At 57.2% G+C, this 21505-nt stretch carries 20 protein-coding genes and 2 tRNA genes; 14 read left to right on the top strand and 8 right to left on the bottom strand.

Features of this window, described 5'->3' with window-relative positions; genetic code table 11:
• Positions 1-94: 94 nt before the first annotated feature.
• From FY550_RS09140 to dcd, 5 genes are all read left to right on the top strand, one after another.
• The gene (locus tag FY550_RS09140) at positions 95-2479 is read left to right on the top strand and encodes a DNA polymerase II (RefSeq protein WP_149054491.1); all 2385 of its coding nucleotides are present in this window, start codon (positions 95-97) and stop codon (positions 2477-2479) included.
• A gap of 115 nt (positions 2480-2594) precedes the next feature.
• Complete coding sequence (locus FY550_RS09135) at positions 2595-3056, top strand: tellurite resistance TerB family protein (RefSeq protein ID WP_070977628.1); 462 nt, start codon at positions 2595-2597, stop codon at positions 3054-3056.
• 45 nt (positions 3057-3101) lie between these two features.
• Positions 3102-3518 (top strand): alternative ribosome rescue aminoacyl-tRNA hydrolase ArfB, encoded by a 417-nt coding sequence (gene arfB, locus FY550_RS09130; RefSeq protein WP_070977627.1) that lies wholly within the window; start codon positions 3102-3104, stop codon positions 3516-3518.
• A 72-nt stretch (positions 3519-3590) separates the two neighbouring features.
• Complete coding sequence (apbC, locus tag FY550_RS09125) at positions 3591-4409, top strand: iron-sulfur cluster carrier protein ApbC (protein WP_084388058.1); 819 nt, start codon at positions 3591-3593, stop codon at positions 4407-4409.
• Between the two features lie 140 nt (positions 4410-4549).
• Entirely contained in the window at positions 4550-5116 is a 567-nt protein-coding gene (dcd, locus tag FY550_RS09120) for a dCTP deaminase (RefSeq protein ID WP_070977626.1), read from the top strand.
• Positions 5117-5179: 63 nt separating this feature from the next.
• Here dcd and FY550_RS09115 read toward each other — a convergent pair whose 3' ends face one another.
• The 3 genes from FY550_RS09115 to purM form a co-directional block, all read right to left on the bottom strand.
• Positions 5180-6259 (bottom strand): aldo/keto reductase, encoded by a 1080-nt coding sequence (locus FY550_RS09115; RefSeq protein ID WP_070977625.1) that lies wholly within the window; start codon positions 6257-6259, stop codon positions 5180-5182.
• A 160-nt stretch (positions 6260-6419) separates the two neighbouring features.
• The gene (purN, locus tag FY550_RS09110) at positions 6420-7145 is read right to left on the bottom strand and encodes a phosphoribosylglycinamide formyltransferase (protein WP_070977624.1); all 726 of its coding nucleotides are present in this window, start codon (positions 7143-7145) and stop codon (positions 6420-6422) included.
• Positions 7142-8215, bottom strand: coding sequence for a phosphoribosylformylglycinamidine cyclo-ligase (gene purM, locus FY550_RS09105; protein WP_070977623.1), 1074 nt, complete (start codon positions 8213-8215; stop codon positions 7142-7144). The genes purN and purM overlap by 4 nt, the downstream gene beginning before the upstream one ends.
• A 158-nt stretch (positions 8216-8373) precedes the next feature.
• Between purM and FY550_RS09100 the strand changes: the two genes are divergently transcribed.
• Positions 8374-9441 (top strand): AI-2E family transporter, encoded by a 1068-nt coding sequence (locus tag FY550_RS09100; protein WP_070977622.1) that lies wholly within the window; start codon positions 8374-8376, stop codon positions 9439-9441.
• On the top strand, positions 9441-10139 hold the full coding sequence (hda, locus tag FY550_RS09095; RefSeq protein WP_070977621.1) for a DnaA regulatory inactivator Hda: 699 nt from the start codon (positions 9441-9443) through the stop codon (positions 10137-10139). Before FY550_RS09100 ends, hda begins: the two co-directional genes overlap by 1 nt.
• A 20-nt stretch (positions 10140-10159) precedes the next feature.
• Here the strand turns inward: hda and FY550_RS09090 are convergent, their stop codons facing one another.
• The gene (locus FY550_RS09090; RefSeq protein WP_070977620.1) at positions 10160-10579 is read right to left on the bottom strand and encodes a secondary thiamine-phosphate synthase enzyme YjbQ; all 420 of its coding nucleotides are present in this window, start codon (positions 10577-10579) and stop codon (positions 10160-10162) included.
• Between the two features lie 213 nt (positions 10580-10792).
• Between FY550_RS09090 and attM the strand changes: the two genes are divergently transcribed.
• The 3 genes from attM to FY550_RS09075 all read left to right on the top strand — a co-directional run bounded on the left by attM (position 10793) and on the right by FY550_RS09075 (position 14425).
• A complete protein-coding gene (gene attM, locus FY550_RS09085; RefSeq protein ID WP_070977619.1) occupies positions 10793-11578 on the top strand; it encodes an AttM family quorum-quenching N-acyl homoserine lactonase in 786 nt (261 codons plus the stop codon).
• A 109-nt stretch (positions 11579-11687) separates the two neighbouring features.
• On the top strand, positions 11688-12815 hold the full coding sequence (locus FY550_RS09080) for a zinc-dependent alcohol dehydrogenase family protein (RefSeq protein WP_070977618.1): 1128 nt from the start codon (positions 11688-11690) through the stop codon (positions 12813-12815).
• A gap of 230 nt (positions 12816-13045) precedes the next feature.
• Positions 13046-14425 (top strand): class II fumarate hydratase, encoded by a 1380-nt coding sequence (locus FY550_RS09075; RefSeq protein WP_070977617.1) that lies wholly within the window; start codon positions 13046-13048, stop codon positions 14423-14425.
• A gap of 89 nt (positions 14426-14514) precedes the next feature.
• Here the strand turns inward: FY550_RS09075 and glpD are convergent, their stop codons facing one another.
• Together glpD and FY550_RS09065 are read right to left on the bottom strand one after the other, a co-directional pair.
• Complete coding sequence (gene glpD, locus FY550_RS09070) at positions 14515-16044, bottom strand: glycerol-3-phosphate dehydrogenase (protein WP_070977616.1); 1530 nt, start codon at positions 16042-16044, stop codon at positions 14515-14517.
• Positions 16045-16216: 172 nt separating this feature from the next.
• Positions 16217-17026, bottom strand: coding sequence for a DeoR/GlpR family transcriptional regulator (locus FY550_RS09065; protein WP_070977615.1), 810 nt, complete (start codon positions 17024-17026; stop codon positions 16217-16219).
• Positions 17027-17365: 339 nt separating this feature from the next.
• Between FY550_RS09065 and glpK the strand changes: the two genes are divergently transcribed.
• The 4 genes from glpK (at position 17366) to FY550_RS09045 (ending at position 20005) form a co-directional block, all read left to right on the top strand.
• Positions 17366-18865, top strand: coding sequence for a glycerol kinase GlpK (gene glpK, locus FY550_RS09060; RefSeq protein ID WP_070977614.1), 1500 nt, complete (start codon positions 17366-17368; stop codon positions 18863-18865).
• A gap of 93 nt (positions 18866-18958) precedes the next feature.
• A complete protein-coding gene (locus FY550_RS09055; protein ID WP_070977613.1) occupies positions 18959-19684 on the top strand; it encodes an MIP/aquaporin family protein in 726 nt (241 codons plus the stop codon).
• A 125-nt stretch (positions 19685-19809) separates the two neighbouring features.
• Positions 19810-19886, top strand: a tRNA-Val gene (locus FY550_RS09050).
• Positions 19887-19928: 42 nt separating this feature from the next.
• Positions 19929-20005, top strand: a tRNA-Val gene (locus FY550_RS09045).
• 54 nt (positions 20006-20059) lie between these two features.
• On the opposite strand, the gene FY550_RS09040 is transcribed toward FY550_RS09045, so the two are convergent.
• Both FY550_RS09040 and FY550_RS09035 read right to left on the bottom strand, forming a co-directional pair.
• Positions 20060-20539, bottom strand: coding sequence for a GAF domain-containing protein (locus FY550_RS09040; RefSeq protein WP_070977612.1), 480 nt, complete (start codon positions 20537-20539; stop codon positions 20060-20062).
• A 62-nt stretch (positions 20540-20601) separates the two neighbouring features.
• Entirely contained in the window at positions 20602-21468 is an 867-nt protein-coding gene (locus FY550_RS09035) for a MetQ/NlpA family ABC transporter substrate-binding protein (protein ID WP_070977611.1), read from the bottom strand.
• Positions 21469-21505 lie beyond the last annotated feature (37 nt).

Here is a 21505-nt window from a genome sequence, read left to right as displayed (position 1 = left end):
TTGCACGCGCGGCACTGCGCAAGCTGCTCTCTGGTTGCCGGTTGGCCGAGGCACCCTTCAACAATAATGGTTGTGACGAACAGGAGAGTTGTGCTTGGAGCAGCAGGGCTTTGTTCTTACCCGCCACTGGCATGATACCGCTGAAGGCACCGAAGTGTCCTTCTGGCTGGCGACCGATCATGGCCCGCGCCAGATCATACTGCCACTGCAGACTTCGGTAGGATTCATTCCGGCAGTGTATCGTGCCCGGGTAGAGCAGCTGCTGCAGGATGAGCCGGGGGTTGAATGGCGTGCGCTTGAATTGCGTGATTTTCACTCTCAACCGGTGCTGGGTCTCTATTGTCGTCATTACCGCCAGCTGATACAGCTTGAGCGCCGTTTGAAGCAGGCGGGCATGACAGTACTGGAAGCTGATGTGCGTCCACCGGAACGTTATCTGATGGAGCGTTTCATTACGGCGCCGGTATCCTTTACTGGTCAAAAGGTCAGTGATGAGCGACTGATCGAGGCACAGCTGAAGCCGGCGCCGGATTACAGACCGACGCTCAGACTTTGTTCTCTGGATATTGAAACCAGCGCGCACGGTGAGCTTTATTCGATTGCGCTTGAAGGGTGTGGCCAGCGCACGGTTTATATGCTGGGGCCACCGAATGGTCAGGAAGGTGAGGCGGAGCGTCATCGGGATTTCGAGCTGATCTACTGTGAGACGCGCCGGGCATTGATCGAACGGCTCAACGACTGGTTGGCACGGCATGATCCGGACGCCATCATCGGCTGGAACGTGGTGCAGTTCGATCTGCGGCTGTTACAGAAGCATGCCGATCAATTTGGCGTACCGTTGCGTCTGGGACGTGGCGGGGCACCGATGGAAGGGTATGGCAGTGGCGGTCCCCCTGCGCATTTCCGGGCCTCTGCGCCCGGACGGCTGCTCATCGATGGCATCGAAGCACTGCGTTCGGCGACCTGGAACTTTGAATCATTCAGCCTGGAGCATGTAGCACAGAAGCTATTGGGCGAGGGCAAGGCGATCGATCATCCATGGCAACGCATGGAGGAGATCAATCGCATGTTCGCCGAGAACAAGCCGGCATTGGCTCGCTACAACCTGAAGGACTGTGAGCTGGTTGCGCGGATCCTTGCGCACACCCGGCTGATGCAATTTCTACTCGAACGGGCGAGCGTGACCGGACTGCCAGCCGATCGCAATGGCGGTTCCGTGGCGGCATTCTCTCATCTTTACCTTCCGCGCCTGCATCGACTGGGGTATGTGGCCCCGAGTCTGCCCGCAGACCGGGAAAAGCTACCTGAAGCTCACAGTCCCGGCGGTTTCGTGATGGATTCGCAACCAGGACTATATGATTCGGTGCTGGTACTGGATTTCAAGAGTCTCTATCCCTCGATCATCCGGACCTTTCTGATTGACCCGGTTGGCCTGATCATTGGGCTGCAGGAATCGGAAGATGCCCATCCGGTAGCAGGATTTCTCGGCGCTCGTTTCTCACGCACCCAGCATGCCTTGCCCGCGCTGACAGCGCAGGTCTGGCAAGGGCGCGAGGCTGCCAGGCGCGATGGTAATGCGCCGCTGGCTCAGGCCCTCAAGATCATCATGAATGCCTTTTATGGTGTGCTTGGCGCCAGGGGTTGTCGATTCTTCGATCCCCGATTGGCCTCTTCGATTACCCTGCGGGGTCACGAGATCATGCATCAAACCCGCGAGTTGATCGAAGCGAAGGGTTATACCGTTATCTACGGGGATACGGATTCTACATTTGTAGCGCTGGGAAAAGCCCATACGGAAGAGGAAGCAACACACATCGGGCAGGCGCTGGTCACACACGTCAACCAGTGGTGGCGTAAGCATCTGGCTCGCACAATGAATCTGACCAGTGCACTTGAGTTGCAGTTCGAAACGCATTTTCGCCGCTTTCTGATGCCGACCATTCGCGGGGCCGAAGCGGGTAGCAAAAAGCGCTATGCCGGTCTGATCACACAGGTCGATGGCAGCGAGCGGCTGCTGTTTCGGGGTCTGGAAGCCGTACGTGCCGATTGGTCACCGCTGGCAAAGCGCTTTCAGCAGGAGCTCTACTGGCGCATCTTTCGAGGTGAGCCGTATCAGAGCTTTGTGCGGGAGCAGGTGGCAAGTCTGCTGGCTGGCGAGCTCGATGAGCAACTGGTGTATCGAAAACGGTTGCGGCGCCGGCTTGATGCCTATCAGCGTAACGTTCCTCCGCATGTCCGCGCGGCGCGGCTGGCGGATGAATACCATGCTCAGTGTGGGCGACCACGACAGTACCAAAGCGGCGGCTGGATCAGCTATGTGATCACGGTTGCCGGCCCGGAGCCGCTGGAGAATCGTCGCTTGCCCATCGATTACCAGCACTATCTGACACGTCAGTTACAACCGGTGGCTGAGGCGATCCTGCCGTTCGTGGGTGATGATTTCGAGGCGCTGATCGATCAGCAGATGGGGTTGTTCTGACGTTAACCGCCTGCCGGCACCGGATGAGGCAATGTCAGGCGGAACCTGACGTCTGAAAGGGGTCGAATATTCCTGTAACGTGATGTGTTTGTTTTGCCGAGCGCAGGAGAGAGCAATGCTCGATACCATACAGAATTTCTTTGATCGCATGGTGAGTCAGCCCGAAGCGGCCAACGATGCTGAACTGACGCTGGAGTTGGCCACGGCTGCACTGTTATGCGAAATCGTCCGTGCCGATGGCAAAATCGATGACAGTGAACAAACGGCACTGACACAAATGCTGCAGCGACGCTTTTCACTCGATGACGCTGATGTCAGCGAGCTGGTACAGCTGGCGCAGCAGGAAGTCGAAGAGAGCGTGGATCATTATCAGTTTGTGCGACTGATCAATGATCGCTACGACTATCAGCGCAAGATTGCCCTGGTGCAGCGCATGTGGCAGCTGGCCTATGCCGATGGCGAGCTGGACCCATTGGAGGAAGCACGGGTACGCAAGCTGGCGGAGCTTTTGCATGTCGAGCATAACGATTTCATCAATGCCAAGCTTCGCGCCTGGGAGGTGCTGGGGCTCGATTGAGTATCGGTGACGACAACTGTCGTCCCTGCCTGGCAGGAGGGGTTAATGGCGCTACAAGTATCCCGGAACATTGTCATTCCCGATCACGAGATCATCATGCACGCAATGCGGTCTCAGGGAGCGGGTGGTCAGAACGTCAACAAGGTCGCCTCTGCCATTCATCTGCGTTTCGATATTCATGCCTCCAGTCTGCCCGAGGGCATCAGGGAGAAACTGCTGGCGCTCAATGATGACCGTATTACCCAAGAGGGTGTGGTTGTCATTCGAGCTCAACAGTATCGTACCCAGCAGCAGAATCGTGAGGAGGCGCGCCATCGTCTGAAACAGCTGATCAAGCGCGTGATATATACCGCCAAACCTCGCAAGCCAACCGGGCCCAGTCGATCCGCGAAGCGTCGGCGACTCGAGCACAAGAAGCAGCGTGGTCAGCGCAAGGCTCTGCGAGGCCGGGTCGATCACTGAGTGATTCAAAGGCAATCCGTTTGGTGAGAGTTGGCGCCGACGGTTTATACTGATGCAAATGCATTTCGTTTCGTGGAGAATCCCGTGCTCGAGAGTGTGAAGCATGTGGTGGCCGTCGCTTCCGGCAAGGGAGGCGTCGGCAAGTCGACCGTTACGGTCAATCTGGCACTGGCCATGGCGGCCGAAGGTCATCGGGTCGGCCTGCTGGATGCCGATATTTATGGTCCCAGTCAGGCACAGATGCTGGGTATTGCCCCGGGCACGCGGCCGAGCATGGTAGACGATCAAACCATGCGACCGGTCGAGGCACATGGTCTGAAGGCGATGTCGATGGCGATGCTGGTGGATATCGAAACCGCCATGGTTTGGCGGGGGCCGATGGTCTCCGGCGCCTTTCAGCAGTTGTTGACCCAGACCGAGTGGGGCGAACTGGATTATCTGTTCATCGATATGCCGCCGGGAACCGGGGATATCCAGCTGACGCTATCGCAGAAGGTGCCGGTGACCGGGTCGGTGATCGTGACCACGCCGCAGGACATTGCCCTGCTGGATGCGCGCAAGGGTATCGAGATGTTCCGCAAGGTCAATGTACCGGTGCTTGGCGTGGTCGAGAACATGAGTTTGCACACCTGCTCGAATTGCGGTCATACCGAGCATATTTTTGGTGAGGGTGGCGGTGAGAAGATTGCTGCCCAGTATGATACCGAAATGCTGGGGCAGCTCCCTCTGGCGTTATCGATCCGTGAGCAGGTTGATGGTGGTCGACCTACTGTAGTCGCCGAGCCTGAGGGTGATGTGGCCATGACCTTTCGGCGCATGGCCTCGCGGATTGATGAGCAATTGGCGGCAAAGGGGGCACAGGGCGGGCCTTCGATCAGCTTTGGCGAGTAGCATGCTGTTGCCGCTGACACGCTTTGGAAAACTCGTCACGGGCCGGTATCATACCGGCCCGTTTGTGTGTGTCATGGGCTGCCTGGCAGCGACATGACACGCCTGTGTACATTTCCGCTCTATGTCGAGGGAGCGCACTCGTGAGTATCAAGGCTGATAAATGGATCCGCCGCATGGCGCAGGAACATGGCATGATCGAACCGTTCGAATTCGATCAGGTTCGTCATGTGGGCGATCAGCGAGTGATCTCCTATGGGACCTCGAGCTATGGCTATGACGTGCGCTGCTCGGATGAGTTCAAGGTGTTCACCAATATTCATTCGGCGACCGTTGACCCCAAGCACTTCGATGACAAGAGCTTCGTTGATGTGAAGGGTGAAGCCTGTGTCATCCCGCCGAATTCCTTTGCGCTGGCGCGTACCGTGGAATACTTCCGTATTCCGCGGAATGTACTGACCATCTGTCTGGGCAAGTCTACCTATGCGCGCTGCGGGATCATCGTCAATGTCACGCCGCTTGAACCCGAATGGGAGGGGCATGTGACGCTGGAGTTCTCCAACACTACCAATCTGCCCGCCCGCATTTATGCCAACGAGGGTGTTGCGCAGATGTTGTTTCTGGAGTCCGATGAGGACTGTGACGTTTCCTACAAGGATCGTGGCGGCAAGTATATGGGGCAGCGTGGCGTTACCCTGCCGCGGACCTGATGCCGGGCGCTTCTTCCAGCCATGAAAAAAGCCCCATCAAGGGGCTTTTTTCATGCTGCTCGGTTATCGGTAGTCGTTACGGTTGGCAATGGTTTTGCGGAAACTGTCGATGAAAGGTCGCTCGGCCTTGTCGATGCGATCCATGCCGGCCACGATCCGATGCCAGTATGGATAGAGCGGCGCCGGGCGGGTGGCTTCCTCGATGCGATCCAGTTCCTGCTGACTCAGCGACAGTTCAGCGGCCGCCAGATCATCCTGTAGATGTGCTTCGTTGCGGGCGCCGATAATCAGTGAGGTGACGCCGGGCCGATCCTTCAGCCATGCCAGACAGGCGCGCGGGATCGAGGTGTTATGTGTCTCGGCGATTTCGGCAAACAGTTCGATGATGTCATAGGCGCGCTCCATGTCATGGATATAGGGCTCCGGCCAGTTGTTACCCTGACGTGTTCCCTCCGGCGCTTTTTGCCCACGGCGTACCTTGCCGTTGAACAGTCCTTCACCCATGGGCCCCCAAACCAGCGTGCCGAGATTCTGATCGATAGCCAGCGGCATCAGCTCGTATTCGGCCTCGCGCGACTCGGGCGTGTAGTAGATCTGCTGACTGATGGGGCGAGCCAGATTGTGTAGCTCGGCACGGCCAATGGTTTTCATCATCTGCCAGCCGGTGAAATTGGAGGTGCCGTAGTAGCGAATCTTGCCGCTCTGAATCAGGTGATCGAGGGCGTAGAGCATCTCCTCGATGGGGGTGACACCATCCCAGTTATGCATCTGATAGAGGTCGATATGGTCGGTGCCGAGCCGCTTGAGACTGGCCTCGCAAGCTTCGATCAGATGATAGCGGGAGAAGCCGCTGTGGTTGGGGTTATCCCCCATGGGGCTGCGTGCCTTGCTGGCAAGGATGATGTCCTTGCGCTTGTCACCCAGCGCCTTGCCGGTAATTTCTTCGGCTTCACCCATTGAGTAGAGATCGGCAGTGTCGATCAGATTAACGCCGGCATCGAGTGCCATGTCGATCTGTCGCCGAGCGCCTTCAACATCGACGCTGGCCGCCTTTTCAAAACCACCGCTACCGCCGAAGGGAACGGTGCCCAGTACGATTTCCGATACCAGCAGTCCGGAGTTGCCAAGTGGACGGTATTGCATATCGACAGCTTCCCTGTTGATCGATGAGTCAAGCGCAATAGACGAAAGTCTGATCAATCAACAGCCTGGCAGAGCCTGACAGGGGCGCAAGTGTTGCTTTCAGGAGCCAGGCCGGGGGATGTCTGCATACAGCAGGCATAAGAAGAGCGGTAGAAGGCGGTTACAGGTCTTCCTCGCTGACATCTTCTGCAGCAAGGCGCAGGCCTGTCATGGGGAGAGGATGACCGTCGAGTTGTGGGCGATCGTCTGCCAGTTGCAATCGACCCTCCAGGAACCAGCGAATGACCATGGGATAAATGAGATGTTCGCGGGTCTGTACGCGCTCGGCCAGTTGTTCGACTGTATCTCCCGGCATGACCGGAACAGCGGCCTGTACGATCAAAGGCCCGCCATCGAGCTCCTCGGTCACGAAGTGCACACTGGCACCATGCTCGCTGACCCCTTCATCCAGTGCGCGCTGATGGGTATGCAGTCCACGATAGGCTGGCAGCAACGAAGGATGGATATTCACCATTCGACCGTGGTAGCGCTGAACAAGTAGTGGTGTCAGGATGCGCATGAACCCGGCCAGCACGATCAGATCGGGCGCATGACGGTCAATGACCTTGATCAGGGCACTGTCATAGCGCTCGCGTGAGTCGTACTCGTGATGAGGCAGCACCACGGCCGGGATGCCGGCTTCCCGGGCACGTACCAGGCCGTAGGCATCGCCACGATTGGAAATGACGGCAGCAATCTCTCCACCCAGTTCCTCGGTTTCCTGGGCATCGATCAGTGCCTGCAAATTGGTGCCATTACCTGAAATCAGTACCACGATGCGACGTGGCTCGGCCTGTTCAGCGGCATATTCCGGACTGTGATCACTGTTTTCGGGGGTGTCGCTCATGCCGGCAGATTCTCCAGCTGTACCTGTTCGGGTTGATCGCCACGCGGTCGTACCTGACCAAGTCGATAAACGGTTTCACCCTGGGCAGAGAGGTGTTCAGTAGCACGCGCGGCTTCGGCGGCGGGGACGACCACGATCATGCCGATGCCGCAGTTGAAGACGCGGTGCATTTCATGCTCATCGACATTGCCTTCTCGCTGTAGCCAGTCGAAGACTGCTGGACGTTGCCAGCTTCGGGTGTCGAGATGGACGCAGGCGTGTTCGGGCAATACCCGGGGAATGTTCTCCAGCAGACCACCACCGGTGATGTGAGACAGCGCGTGCACTGGAATATCGCTGTCGCGCAGAAGCGAGAGCAGGGCACGGACATAGATGCGGGTGGGAGCCATCAGGGCATCGCCCAGGCTGCGTTCGCTGCTGTCATGGAGAGGAGAGGCAAGATCGGCCTGACTGCGCTCGACGATACGACGAATCAGCGAATAGCCGTTCGAATGCGGCCCGCTGGCGGCCAGCCCCAGTACAACATCGCCTTCACCAACCCTGCTGCCATCAAGGATTTCACTTTTTTCCACCACGCCTACGCAGAAACCGGCCAGATCGTAATCCGAGCCTTCGTACATGCCGGGCATTTCGGCCGTTTCACCGCCCACCAGCGCGCAACCGGCCTGTTCGCATCCTGTGCCGATGCCGGTGACGACACTGGCGGCGATATCGACATCCAGCTGGCCGGTTGCATAATAATCCAGAAACATCAAAGGTTCGGCGCCACAGACAATCAGATCGTTGACGCACATTGCGACCAGATCGATGCCGATAGTGTCATGGCGACCGAGATCCATGGCCAGACGAAGTTTGGTGCCGACACCATCGGTACCGGAAACCAGTACCGGTTCGCGATAACCGGTCGGAAGCTGACAGAGTGCGCCGAAGCCACCCAGTCCGCCCATGACTTCCGGTCGGGCTGTCCGTTTGGCAACACCCTTGATGCGATCGACGAGGGCATTACCGGCATCGATATCGACGCCTGCGTCCTTGTAGGACAGCGATTCACGGGAAGAGGAAGCGGTCATGTCGGGCTCCTGTGACGGGCGCTCAAGCCGGGGGTCAGGGGTCTCTGGAGAGGGGCGCGATTGTAACATCGCCCCTCGCGCTTTTCACTGGCATGATCCTCCTGTCGGCAAACAACAGGCTGTCGGCTCGACTTTCACCTTCGGCAACAGGAGAAGCCATGCCCCGGCAATGGTGGGCCATACTGATCGGTGCCGCGCTGCTCTGGTTGCTCAGCGCGCTACAACCCATTCTGATGCCGTTCTTTATCAGTCTGGTGCTGGCTTATCTGGGGGACCCGGTGGCCGACTGGCTTCAGCGCCGAGGATTATCGCGCCGGTTGGCGGTCAGTGTTGTGTTCATTTTCATGCTGCTGTTGATCGTGCTGACGGCATTGGTGGTCATCCCGCTGGTATGGCGACAGTTGTTGCAACTGATCGATATCATTCCCGTGGTGATCAACTGGCTGCAAGGTAACGCCATTCCGCGTATTGAGCAGTGGACCGATTATGATATTTCGACCGATTTCGAGCAGATCCGTGCGGTAATCTTCGGGCACTGGCGCGAGGCGAGCACGGTCGCCGCTCAGGTACTGGGTCAGCTGTCACGCTCGGGCATGGCGCTGGCGATATGGATTGCCAATCTGCTGCTGATCCCGGTGGTCTCGTTTTACATGCTGCTGGACTGGGATCGAATGAAACGAGCACTGCGCGAATTGCTGCCGCGCGCCTTCGAGCCCACCGTGACACGGCTGGCTCGTGAGTGCGACGAAGTGCTGGGGGCTTTTCTTCGCGGTCAGTTGATCGTCATGCTGGTCTTGGGTGGTGTATACGCCATTGGGCTGTCATTGCTCGGTGTTCGTTTCGGTTTGCTGATCGGACTGATGGCGGGGTTGATCAGTATCGTGCCTTATCTGGGCGCGATTACCGGCATTCTGACAGCCGAACTGGTGACCTTCTTCCAGTTTCAGGCAATGTGGCCGATGATCGGTGTGGCGGGTGTCTTTCTGATCGGGCATCTGCTTGAAGGCATGGTGTTGCAACCCTTGTTGCTGGGGGACAAGATTGGCCTGCATCCCGTAGCCGTCATTTTCGCGGTCATGGCGGGTGGGCAACTGTTCGGATTTGTGGGCATTCTGCTGGCATTGCCCGCTGCTGCCATCATCATGGTAGTGTTACGACACTTGCTGGCGCGCTATCTGGATAGTGCGCTCTATGACAACCCGAATGCCGACGACTCTTCCAACTGATGCCTGGTCCTGCTCAATTACCGCTTGGTGTGGGGTTGCGAGATGATGCGACCCTCGCTGGTTTTCTTCCTGATGCCAACCAGGCACTGGTCGAGCGGCTGCGTCATCAGCTTGAGCCTTCTGGAGAGCCATTTCTCTATCTCTGGGGGGCGCCTCAGTCGGGTAGGACTCACCTGCTGCAGGCTGCCTGTCACCTTGCCGACGATCTTGATCGACGTGCGCTTTATTTGCCACTCGCCGATCTCGGCCACTTTCCGCCACATATGCTCGAGGATCTTGAAACGCTTGACCTGGTCGCCATCGATGATCTGCAAAGCGTGATGGGGCGTCGTCGCTGGGAGGAAGGGTTGTTTCACTGCTTCAATCGGCTCAGGGACAACAATACGCGACTCATCGTCGCTGCCGATAGCGCTCCACGACAGTTGTCAGTCGGATTGCCCGATCTGGCATCCCGGTTGACCTGGGGGGCCACCTTTCATCTGCGCCCACTGGATGATAGCGGACGTCTGGACGCACTGAAGCTGCGTGCTCGCATACGAGGGATGGAGCTGCCCGATGAGGTGGCCCGCTATATTCTGCACCGCTCACCGCGACAGCTCACCAGTCTTTTCGATGCCCTGGCACAATTGGATAGCGCTTCACTCTCGGCTCAGCGCAAGCTGACTATTCCGTTCGTCAAACAGGCGCTGGGCTGGTAGCTCTTGAGACCAGTGGTGTCTTACTCACCCTGCAGTGTCGCCAGTACCCGGCGTGCTCCGCCATGCTCACGATGTTCCCCCAGCCAGATGCCCTGCCAGGTTCCGGTGGCCAGTCGACCCTTCTCAACGGCCAGCGTCAGCTGCGTCCCCAGCAGGCTTGCCTTGATGTGGGCCGGCATGTCGTCAGGGCCTTCCATGGTATGACGGAAGTAGGGCAGATCGCCCGGCACTCGATCTTTCAGGAACGCTTCCATGTCATGACGCACATCCGGATCTGCATTTTCATTGAGTGTCAGCGATGCTGAAGTATGCAGCAGCTGCACATGCAGCAAGCCGATATCGATTTCCTGCATCTCGGGAAGACCGCTGATGATTTCCTCGGTTACCAGATGAAAACCGCGGCTGCGGGCCTTGAGCGTCAGTTGCTGGCGTCGCCACATGATGCGCCTCTCCTGTAGTGAATACATGGATGGTGGACGATCTATCCTTGCATCGTCCTGCCATACACCTGTTCCATGATAGAAGTTATCGAATCCGACCTCGACCAAAGTCCAGCTTTACGAGGCAACACCGGTGTGATGCCTTCAATACCGGGATGCGGTATAGCGTGAGTGCATCATTCAACAGGGAATTCTCGGATTCGGGAGGGGGTCATGTCGGGGATGCGTCTTTACATGCTTCAGACGGGTACACTCAAATGCCGCCTGTGCAATATCAAAATGAACGCTGGTCTGGACTCGTACGAGATCCCGGTACCCTGGTACCTGATTACTCACCCGCAGGGCAATGTCGTGATCGATGGCGGCTGTGCCGTGGAGTGCGCGTCCGACCCTGAAGGTTACTGGGGCGCCATAACCTCGGTTTATCAACCGGTGATGCGTCCGGAAGAGGGGTGCGTCACTGCGCTGCAGTCGCTGTCGATTGCACCGGAAGAGGTGCGCTACGTATTGCACAGCCATCTCCATCTGGATCACACCGGCGCGACCGGTCGCTTTCCGAACGCCACTCACATCGTGCGTCGGCGTGAATACGAGTATGCCATGGCGCCCGACTGGTTCGCGAAAGGGGGGTATATCAGAGCCGATTTTGATCGGCCAGGCCTGAGGTGGCAGTTGCTGGAAGAAAACGAAGACGGCTATGACGTTTTCGGTGATGGTGCCATCCGGTTCATTTATACCTCCGGTCATGCGCCGGGCCACTCGAGCTTTCTGGTGCAGTTACCTGATAGCGGCCCGATCCTGCTGGCCGTGGACGCGGCCTACACAACCGATCACTGGAATGAACAGGCGCTACCGGGTTTTCTTGCTTCGACTGTCGAAACCGTCCGGTCGGTACAGAAGCTGCATGCGCTGGCAGACAAGACCGGTGCCATGGTGGTCACTGGGCATGATCCCGAGGCCTGGCCCGGTTTTCGGCATGCACCTGAATTCTATACGTGACAAGGCAACCGCTGACCGCATGAGATTGACGTCGGCAGGATCATGCCGGATGAGGTTATGAAACCTGCGGGATGCCTTGTATCGCTACCTGTCCAGCTGGAGTTGTGAGATGAAAACCCGTGCCGCTGTACTGCGTGAAATGGAAAAACCACGTCCCTATCGGGACTCCAGGCCATTGACTATCGAGGAAATTGATCTGGAGGCGCCGCAGCGCAATGAAGTCCTGGTGCGGATTCGTGCAGCCGGTCTGTGTCACTCGGATCTATCGACCATCAATGGCGCTCGGCCAAGACCACTACCGATGGTTCTGGGCCATGAGGCAGCCGGTGAGGTCGTCGAAACAGGGCCCGGAGTAGACGATCTGGAGCTTGGAGATCATGTGGTTTTTTCCTTTGCTCCCAGCTGTGGGCGCTGCAACTTCTGTCTCGCCGGTGAGGCGACGCTCTGCAAACCCGGCGCCGCTGCCAATACTGCAGGCGTGTTGCTGGGCGGGGGGCTACGACTCCATCGCGGCGAGGAACAGCTTTACCATCACATCGGTGTATCGGGATTTGCTGACCATGCGGTTGCCTCAAGGCGTTCACTGACCCGAATTGATCCGACCCTGCCATTTCATATCGCGGCACTGTTCGGTTGTGCCGTTTTGACCGGGGTTGGGGCGGTTGTGCATACCGGTGGTGTGCGGCTGGGAGAATCGGTACTGGTGACCGGTCTGGGGGGGGTTGGCCTGGCGGCGGTACTGGGTGCCATTGGTGCGGGTGCCCGTCAGATCATTGCTGCCGATATCGATCCGAGCAAGCTTGAAATGGCCAGCAGTATCGGGGCGACGCATACCGTGAACAGTAGTGATCCCGATGCCATCGAGCAGGTGCGACAGATCAGTGGCGGCGGGGTGGATCTGGCCACCGAGTTTGCCGGGGTGGCCAGTGCCCTGGAATTTGCCTTTGAATGCACACGACGTGGGGGCACGACCGTCACGTCGGGGCTACCGCATCCCGATGTTCGCCTGGCCATCAGCCCAACGCGCATGGTTGCGGAGCAGCGCACTCTCAAGGGGTCCTATCTTGGCGGCCACGTACCCGCCCTGGATGTGCCCGAATATATCGCGCTCCACCAGGCCGGGCGGCTGCCGGTAGAGCGGTTGCTGACTCATCGGCTTGGGCTGGACGAGATCAATGAGGGCTTCGATCGTCTGGCCGATGGTAGTGCCATTCGCCAGGTCATCGAGTTCGAATAGGAAACACCCGGTTCTGGCCATCGCCTTCTTCGCGTATACCCGGGCAGCAGCCATCCGGCCGCCCGACTGCTAACCTTGCAAAGTGCAGGGGGCATGTGTGCCCGGGTACGCGGAAGTATCCTCTTTCATCAGTGGTCGCTGTCCCCAGTCATCGTTCGCATCGCATTGCAGATCTTTCTGTCTTGCGGTCGTTCCATAGTGCTCCATCAGTGATTACCAGGAGGGAGATCATGAGCCAGACCCGCATCGAACGCGACAGCATGGGTGAGCTGGAAGTCCCGCAGGAAGCGCTTTATGGCGCTCAGACTCAGCGGGCCATTGACAATTTTCCGGTCAGCGGTCAGCCATTGCCGCCCCAGTTCATACGTGCGGTAGCGCGGGTCAAGCGAGCCGCGGCCGAGGTCAATTTCGATCTTGGCCTGCTCGATGAGGCGCGGGCAAAAGCGATCATCGAAGCCGCCGATGCGCTTATCGACGGGCAGTATGGTGATCAGTTTCCGGTCGATGTTTTTCAGACCGGTTCCGGGACTTCCACCAATATGAACGTCAATGAGGTCATTTCGCATCTGGCGTCCAGGGAGGGGCTGGAAGTCGGGCCCAATGATCATGTCAACATGGGGCAGAGCAGCAACGACACCATTCCCACTGCGCTGCATATCGCTTGCAGCCTGGAGCTGCAGGAGCGCTTGTTGCCAACATTGCGCCATCTTCAGCAGATGATCGAAGAGAAGGGCAAGTCGCTGGATGATGTCGTGAAAACCGGGCGTACTCATCTCATGGATGCCATGCCGGTTCGGATGAGTCAGGAAATGGGGGGTTGGGCTGATCAGGTCGCTCAATCCATCGAGCGCCTTGAAGGTGTCATGTCGCGTCTGGCGCGTTTGGCTCAGGGCGGTACGGCCGTGGGGACCGGGATCAATGCGCATCCCGAATTTGCCGAGCGCTTCGCTCGCAAACTCTCCGAACATACGGGCCTGAGCTTTCGGCCCAGCGACAGCTTCTTTGCCAGCCTTGGATCGCAGGACGCCACGGTCGAGCTTTCCGGTCATCTCAAGGCTTATGCCTGTGCTCTGATGAAGATCAGCAACGATCTGCGCTGGATGAATTCCGGGCCGCTGGCCGGTCTTGGCGAGATCGAACTCGAGGCTTTGCAGCCGGGCAGTTCGATCATGCCAGGCAAGGTCAATCCGGTTATTCCCGAATCAGCTGCTCAGGTGGCCTCTCAGGTTATCGGTAATGATGCGGCGATTACCGTGGGCGGGCAGTCGGGCAACTTTCAGCTTAATGTAATGCTGCCGCTGATGGCACACAATGTGCTGGGCTCGATCCATCTGCTCAATAACGTATCGCGATTGCTGGCCGACAAGGCAATCAAAAGCTTCAATGTACGGCGTGACAGTATCGAGCAGCCCCTGGCAAAGAATCCGGTACTGGTGACGGCTCTCAATCCGGTAATCGGCTACAACGCTGCTGCTCAGGTGGCCAAGAAAGCCTACCAGGAAGGGCGTCCCATTATTGATGTTGCTGAAGAACAAACCGAGCTTTCCCGTGAGGAACTCGAGCGACATCTGGACCCGGCCCACCTGACCCAGGGGGGCATTCAGGGCTGAGTCATCGCGCCTTTCCATGAAAAACGCCCCGGTATGAGCTACCGGGGCGTCTTTCATGAAGCTTCGGACGGACGAGTGTTGTGCTCGTGTCAGGCAGGCTCGGGATGCTCGGCCTTTTGGACCGTGCGCTCCTCGACGTAGGCATTCAGGCGTTGGCGCTGTGTCTCATCGAAGTGCATGTCCATCTTGGTGCGGCGCCAGAGAATATCCTCCACGCTTAACGCCCATTCGTGATCGATAAGGTAATCGACCTCGGCACGCGTCATTCCGCCGCCGAAATCCTCTCCCAGGTCCTCGAGCGAGGTGACCCCCCGCAGGAACTGTTCACACAGCGCACCGTAGCTGGAGGCAAAACGCCGAGCGCGCTCTTCGCCAAGAAAAGGGTAATCCTGCTCGAGCCGACGGGCATACTCCAGCCGTCCCGGAATGGCGCCCCCTGGCATGGTGGCGTCAGCGGTCCATGCCTCTCCCATGTTCGGAAACCAGGGGGCCAGCTCTGCCATGGCGGCTTCGGCCAGTTTGCGGAAGGTAGTGATCTTGCCCCCAAACACCGAAAGCATGGGCGCGCCCTTGCTGTCCAGGTCGAGGGTATAGTCACGACTCATGGCAGACGGGTCATCGGATTCGTCATCACACAGGGGGCGTACACCGGAATAGCTGGTAACGATATCGTCGCGGCTGATCGGCGCTTCAAAGTGGTCATTGATGACCTTGAGCAGGTAATCGGTTTCTTCTTCGCTGATAGTGATATTGGCAGGATCACCATCATAATTGACATCCGTTGTACCGATAAGGCTGTACTCACCCTGCCAGGGCAGGACAAAAACGATACGCTTGTCCTCATTTTGAAGGATATAGGCGCGTTCATCGCGGTTGATACGTCGGGTCACGATATGGCTGCCCTTGATCATGTTGATGCCATAGCGTGATGTACGTTTCGTGTTGCCTCTGATAAAGGCTTCTACCCAGGGGCCGGCTGCGTTGACCAGTGCCCTGGCGCGTCGGGTTACACGCTCACCGCTGACAAGATTCTCAAGTGTTAATACCCACTCGTTATCTTCTTCCACCGCTTCAATGCAGCGTGTTCGAGTAAGCACTTCCGCTCCCTGCTGGCTCGCCTGCAGGGCATTGAGCACGACCATGCGGGCGTCGTCGACCCAGCAATCGGAATATTCAAAGCCACGTTTGATATCGCGCTTGAGCGGGCTGTCATTTCCAAAACGCAGGCTGCGAGCACCCGGCAGGGTATCGCGGGAACTGAGATGATCGTAAAGGAACAGGCCAGCGCGGAGCATCCAGGCCGGACGCAAATGAGACTGATGCGGCAGGATGAAGCGCATTGGCCAGACGATGTGAGGGGCCTTTTTCAACAGGACCTCGCGCTCATGCAGAGCTTCGCGTACCAGGCGGAATTCGTAATGTTCCAGATAACGCAAGCCACCATGAATGAGCTTGCTGGAAGCAGAAGATGTCGCGCTGGCCAGGTCATTCTGCTCACACAGGCCGACTTTCAGGCCTCGGCCCGCGGCGTCATTGGCGATACCGGTGCCGTTGATACCGCCGCCAATCACAAAGAGATCCAGAGTTGGCGTGGTGGTAGTGGTATGTTCGGTAGTCATGCGCCCGCCTTGCGCGTGATCGCGCCACGTGATTCAGGAAAGGGTCGACAGCTGAAGCCATCTTCGTTTCTGTCACCAACTTTCGCAAATGAAAATGAAATATTCAACTCCGAACATTTCATTTCGCATCCGCGAAAGGCGCTGATACTTCGTTTGCGTGACTGCCGGCTGCTCAGAGTGTCTGGGTCAGGTCCGTTTCCTCCGATTCATCGGCGTCAGTGCCAGGGCAGATATGCAGTGCAATATCCTCTTCACGCATCAGGCGACGGATTGCTGCCGGCGGATCACGATCGGTGAACAGGGCATTCACCTGACGTAAGTTGCCCAGGCGCACCACGGCATTACGAGAAAACTTGGAGTGATCGGCTGCCAGAAATACCTGTCGCGAATTATTGATAATGGCCTGAGCGACACGCACTTCCTGATAATCATAGTCAAGCAAAGCCCCATCCTCATCGATGCTGCTGATGCCGATGATGCCGTAATCAACCTTGAACTGGTTGATGAAGTCGATGGTGGCTTCCCCGATGATGCCTCCATCCCTGGAACGTACGGACCCACCGGCAATCACCACGTTAAAGTCTTCCCGATGCTGCAGAATGGCGGCGACATTGAGGTTGTTGGTAATAACTTCCAGCTCGTGATGAGCAAGCAGGGCCTCGGCCACCAGTTCGGTACTGGTCCCGATATTGATAAAAAGCGAACTGCGATCAGGTATCTGCTCGGCCAGGCAACGTGCAATGCGTGCCTTGGCTTCGTGGTTGATCAGCTTGCGATCACTGTAGGCAGTGTTGACGGTGCTGGATTCCATGCCTGCGCCGCCATGTACCCGCCGAAGTTTGCCGGCATCGGCGAGTTGATTGAGGTCACGTCGAATGGTCTGAGGCGTGACGCCGAAATGATCGGTCAATTGTTCGATCGAGGCGTAACCGCGTTGTCTGACGAAATCCAGGATGGCCTGGTGTCTCTGAGACTGTCGCACGTTTCAGTGGTCCAATTTTGCTGGCGGATGGCATCAGGATAGACATGGTTGTATGCCTGCAGCCCATGTTAGCGCTGCACAAGTAAAATGTGCTGTTACTGCTGGCGTAGACAAAAGTCTAATCATTTTCGAGGGTTGGACAATTGTTGCCGAGAGATGAAATCTATATGTTCGAAAGCGATCATTACGACGGTGTTCATCGAGGCAGTTACGGGAAAATGAACTATTCGAAAGTTCGATACCGAAAATTGCGTCAGTGAGTGAACATGCTTTCGAACCGGCGTCACTATCGACAGACATTCTTTTCATGACGCCTCATACCCAACTAGGAGTACGATCATGACCTCCTGCATACTTTCCATCGATCAGGGAACAACGAGTACCCGAACCATTCTGTTCAATCGGGAAGGTCAGGTCGTAGGGCTGGCTCAGGAAGAATTTCCCCAGCATTTTCCCGGTAGCGGCTGGGTAGAGCACAATGTTGACGATATCTGGCAATCCACATTGCGAACGGCGCGTCAGGCGCTGACCAATGCGGGCAAGACCATCCATGATATTGCGGCCCTGAGTATCACCAACCAGCGCGAAACCGCCATTGTCTGGGATCGTCATACCGGTGAGCCCATCCATAATGCCATCGTCTGGCAGGATCGACGTACCAGCGATTATTGCCAGCAGCTTCGCCGGGCAGGGCATACGGAAACCATCCAGGCGAAAACGGGACTGCTGATTGATCCTTATTTCTCTGCATCCAAGGTGCACTGGCTGCTCGAAAATGTCGAAGGAGCCCGTGAGCGTGCAGAGCGTGGAGAGCTGTTGTTCGGTACTGTTGACAGCTATCTGATCTGGAAGCTGACCGGTGGTCGCCAGCACCGCACCGATGCGACCAATGCTTCCCGAACTTGTTTGTTCAACATTCATGAGCAGTGTTGGGATAGCGAATTGCTCGAGCTGTTCGGTATTCCCGAATCGATGATGCCAGAGGTGATGGATTGCAGCGCCGAATTCGGTAAAACCGATGCTCAGTTGTTGGGTGCCTCGGTACTGATCGCCGGGGTGGCAGGCGATCAGCAGGCAGCGCTGGTGGGACAGGCCTGTTTCGAGCCGGGCATGGTCAAAAGCACCTATGGGACAGGGTGTTTCATGATCATGAATACGGGCGACAAGGCTGAGCTGTCCAAAAACAAGCTACTGACTACTGTCGGTTATCGTATTAACGGCAAGGTGACCTACGCCATGGAGGGCAGTATCTTCGTGGCTGGCGCTACCGTGCAATGGATGCGTGATGGCCTCAAGCTGTTTCAGGATGCTTCGGAAACTGAAACCCTGGCCCGCAAGACCGGTGTGGGTCATGGCGTTTATCTGGTACCGGCCTTTACCGGCCTTGGCGCGCCACACTGGGATCCGCAGGCACGTGGTGCCATCTTCGGCCTGACGCGTAGCACCGGAATCGCCGAAATCGTCGCTGCCGGGCTGCAATCCGTTTGCTATCAGACGCGTGATCTGCAGGAGTGCATGAATGCTGATACTTCAGCGCCCACTGAAACCCTGCGGGTTGACGGAGGAATGGTCAGCAACAACTGGGTCATGCAGTTCCTTGCAGACATTCTCAATGTTCGTGTGGATCGACCTTATATTCTCGAAACCACGGCCCTGGGGTCGGCCTATCTCGCCGGGCTGCAGATCGGCTGGTATGACTCCCTCCATGACATCACTTCCCTGTGGAATTGCGAGCGTTCCTTCTCCCCACGGATGAGCGAAGAAGAGCGTGACTCGCTTTACACGGGCTGGCTGGAAGCCGTCGACAGGGTTCGCTCCGGTGATACCGGAGAGAGCTGAGCGCTAAATGGTGCGGGGCGTATGCCCCGCATTTAATCGCCGGCTTTCGAGTCGGTTGCCAACCGCATTCGGGTGTTTTGAAAGGAGCACGCCATGCATGCCCTGGTGGGAGAGTTTCTTGGCACCATGACACTGATCGTATTCGGTGATGGTGTCGTGGCCAACGTGGTATTGAGAAAAACAAAGGGCTCCGGAGCCGACTGGATCGTGATTGCCACCGGTTGGGGATTGGCGGTCATGGTGGCCGTGTTTGTCGCAACGGCGACTGGTTCGCCGGATGCCGACATCAATCCAGCGGTGACGTTGGCCAAATGGATTACCGGCATGCATCAGGATCCGGCCATGATCTTCGCCTACATCGTGGCGCAGATTGCTGGTGGCTTTGCTGGTGGTGTGCTGGTCTGGCTGGCCTATTTACCCCATTTTCGGGCCACTCCGGAGAAAGAGCTCAAACTGGCTGTGTTCTGCACCGACCCTGGTATCCGCAGTCCTTTTGGCAACGTGCTGTGTGAAATCGTCAGTACTGCCATCTTTCTACTATGTCTGGGCGGAATCGCTTCTACGCAGAATATATCGCCGGGATTGTTGCCGTTTCTGGTAGGGGGCCTGGTCTGGGCGGTCGGACTCTCTCTGGGGGGGCCAACAGGCTATGCAATCAACCCGGCGCGTGATCTTGGACCGCGTCTGGCGCATGCGGCGCTGCCGATTCATGGCAAGGGCGGCTGTGATTGGGGCTACGCCTGGGTACCCGTCCTTGGGCCGATTATCGGCGCGGGTCTGGGTGGACTGCTCTGGTATGGTTTGATTCTTTTACCATAAGCACAAACCGGTCATTCAACGGTTGCGCCGGGCAATAGAATCAGTACAATATCGCAGCGTTATCGGGAGGCACACAGGGGACACCAGATGCCTGATCTGCCTCTCGAATATCGTCATGATTGTGCAGGACCGTAGCTCAGTTGGTTAGAGCGCCACGTTGACATCGTGGAGGTCAGCGGTTCAAATCCGCTCGGTCCTACCAGTTGGTTTCAGTCTGATCGACAGATGCATCATGAACGATTGCAGGACCGTAGCTCAGTTGGTTAGAGCGCCACGTTGACATCGTGGAGGTCAGCGGTTCAAATCCGCTCGGTCCTACCAGAATTTCTCAGAACCCCGCCACCGAGCGGGGTTTTGTTATTCATGACCATCAATTCAATCGCGGTTGTCACCGGGGATATCGGTCAGCGACGTCGTTCTGATCAGGACTTCACACAGAGCTTCAATACCGGTCTGGTCATCAGCGGTAAAGCGCCCTGGAAGAGGGCTGTCCAGATCCAGTACGCCGATCATGCGATCCCCGACAAGCAACGGCACCACCAGTTCCGAACGTGAAGCCGCATCACAGGCAATGTGCCCGGGAAAGGCATGTACGTCTTCGACGCGTTGAGTCTCGCCGCTGAGTGCTGCCGTACCGCAGACTCCCTGATCGAACGGGATCGGATTACAGGCTGGCTGCCCCTGAAAAGGTCCCAGAATCAGAGTCTGTGGTTGTCGGTGCAAATAGAAACCGGCCCAGTTCAGCTCCGGGACATTATGAAAAATGAAAGCGGCTGTCTGTGAGAGATTGGTCAGCCAGTCCCGTGTATCAAGCAGCGCCTCGAGCTGCCTGGCCAGCATGGAATAGTCGGTCATCACCCATCTCCTTTTGATTGCGGGCTGACGAGGCCATCGTCTGGCCCCGTCAGGCCGTTCATTTACTGATCCTGTGAAGAAGCGTCTGCCGATTGGCTCTCTTCACGCGTCTGCCAGCCGGGTATGGCACCCGAGCCAAACAGCTGGCGTGCCTTGTCAGCAACTGCCTGGCTCTGGAAGGCTTCGACCAGATGTCGAATCCTGTCCTTGTCCTGGTCTCCCTGTTGCACCACGATCAGGTTGACATAGGGTGAATCGGGGCTTTCTCGCAGCAGGGCATCGTCCAGCGTCAGTCCGGCAGGCTTGGCAAAGGTATTGTTGATGAATGCCAGTGCTACATCCGAGAGTGACCGTGGCAATTGAGCGGCATCAAGTTCGACAATTTTAAAATTGTGAGGGTTGGCGGTAATGTCATCAGGTGTAGCCAGCGGATCGTTATCGTCCTTCAGCTCGATCAGATTGTTGCGAGCCAGTACCAGCAGAGAGCGTGCCTCATTTGATGGGTCGTTGGGCAGGGCAATGGTAGCGCCGTCCGGAATCCGGTTGATGGCATCATATTTTTTCGAATAGGCACCGATCGGATAGAGGAAGGTCTTGCCTGCGGCTACCAGGTCCCAGCCACGATCACTGTTCATGCTGTCAAGGTAAGGCTGGTGCTGGTAGGCATTGGCATCGAGGTTGCCATTGGCCAGAGCAACATTGGGCGAAACATAATCATTGAACTCGGTAATTTCGACATCAAGCCCGTATTTCTCCTGAGCGATGCGTTTGGCTTCCTGCATCAGCTCGGTTTCCGGTCCGGCGATGGTGCCAACCTTGACAGTCTGGTCGTCATCTCCCGATCCGCCACAGGCGGAGAGCAGTGTAGTGCCGGCCAATGCCAGGACGGCACCGGTCAGTCGAAGTGAACGAGAAAAAGTTACTGGCATTGCGTTTTGCTCCCTTGAGTGTCGTTTTGCAGCAAGG

The organism is Kushneria phosphatilytica (assembly GCF_008247605.1).
Lineage (GTDB): Bacteria > Pseudomonadota > Gammaproteobacteria > Pseudomonadales > Halomonadaceae > Kushneria > Kushneria phosphatilytica.
The sequence above is the reverse complement of the archived record's forward strand: the minus strand, read 5'-3'. Positions and strand labels throughout refer to the sequence as shown.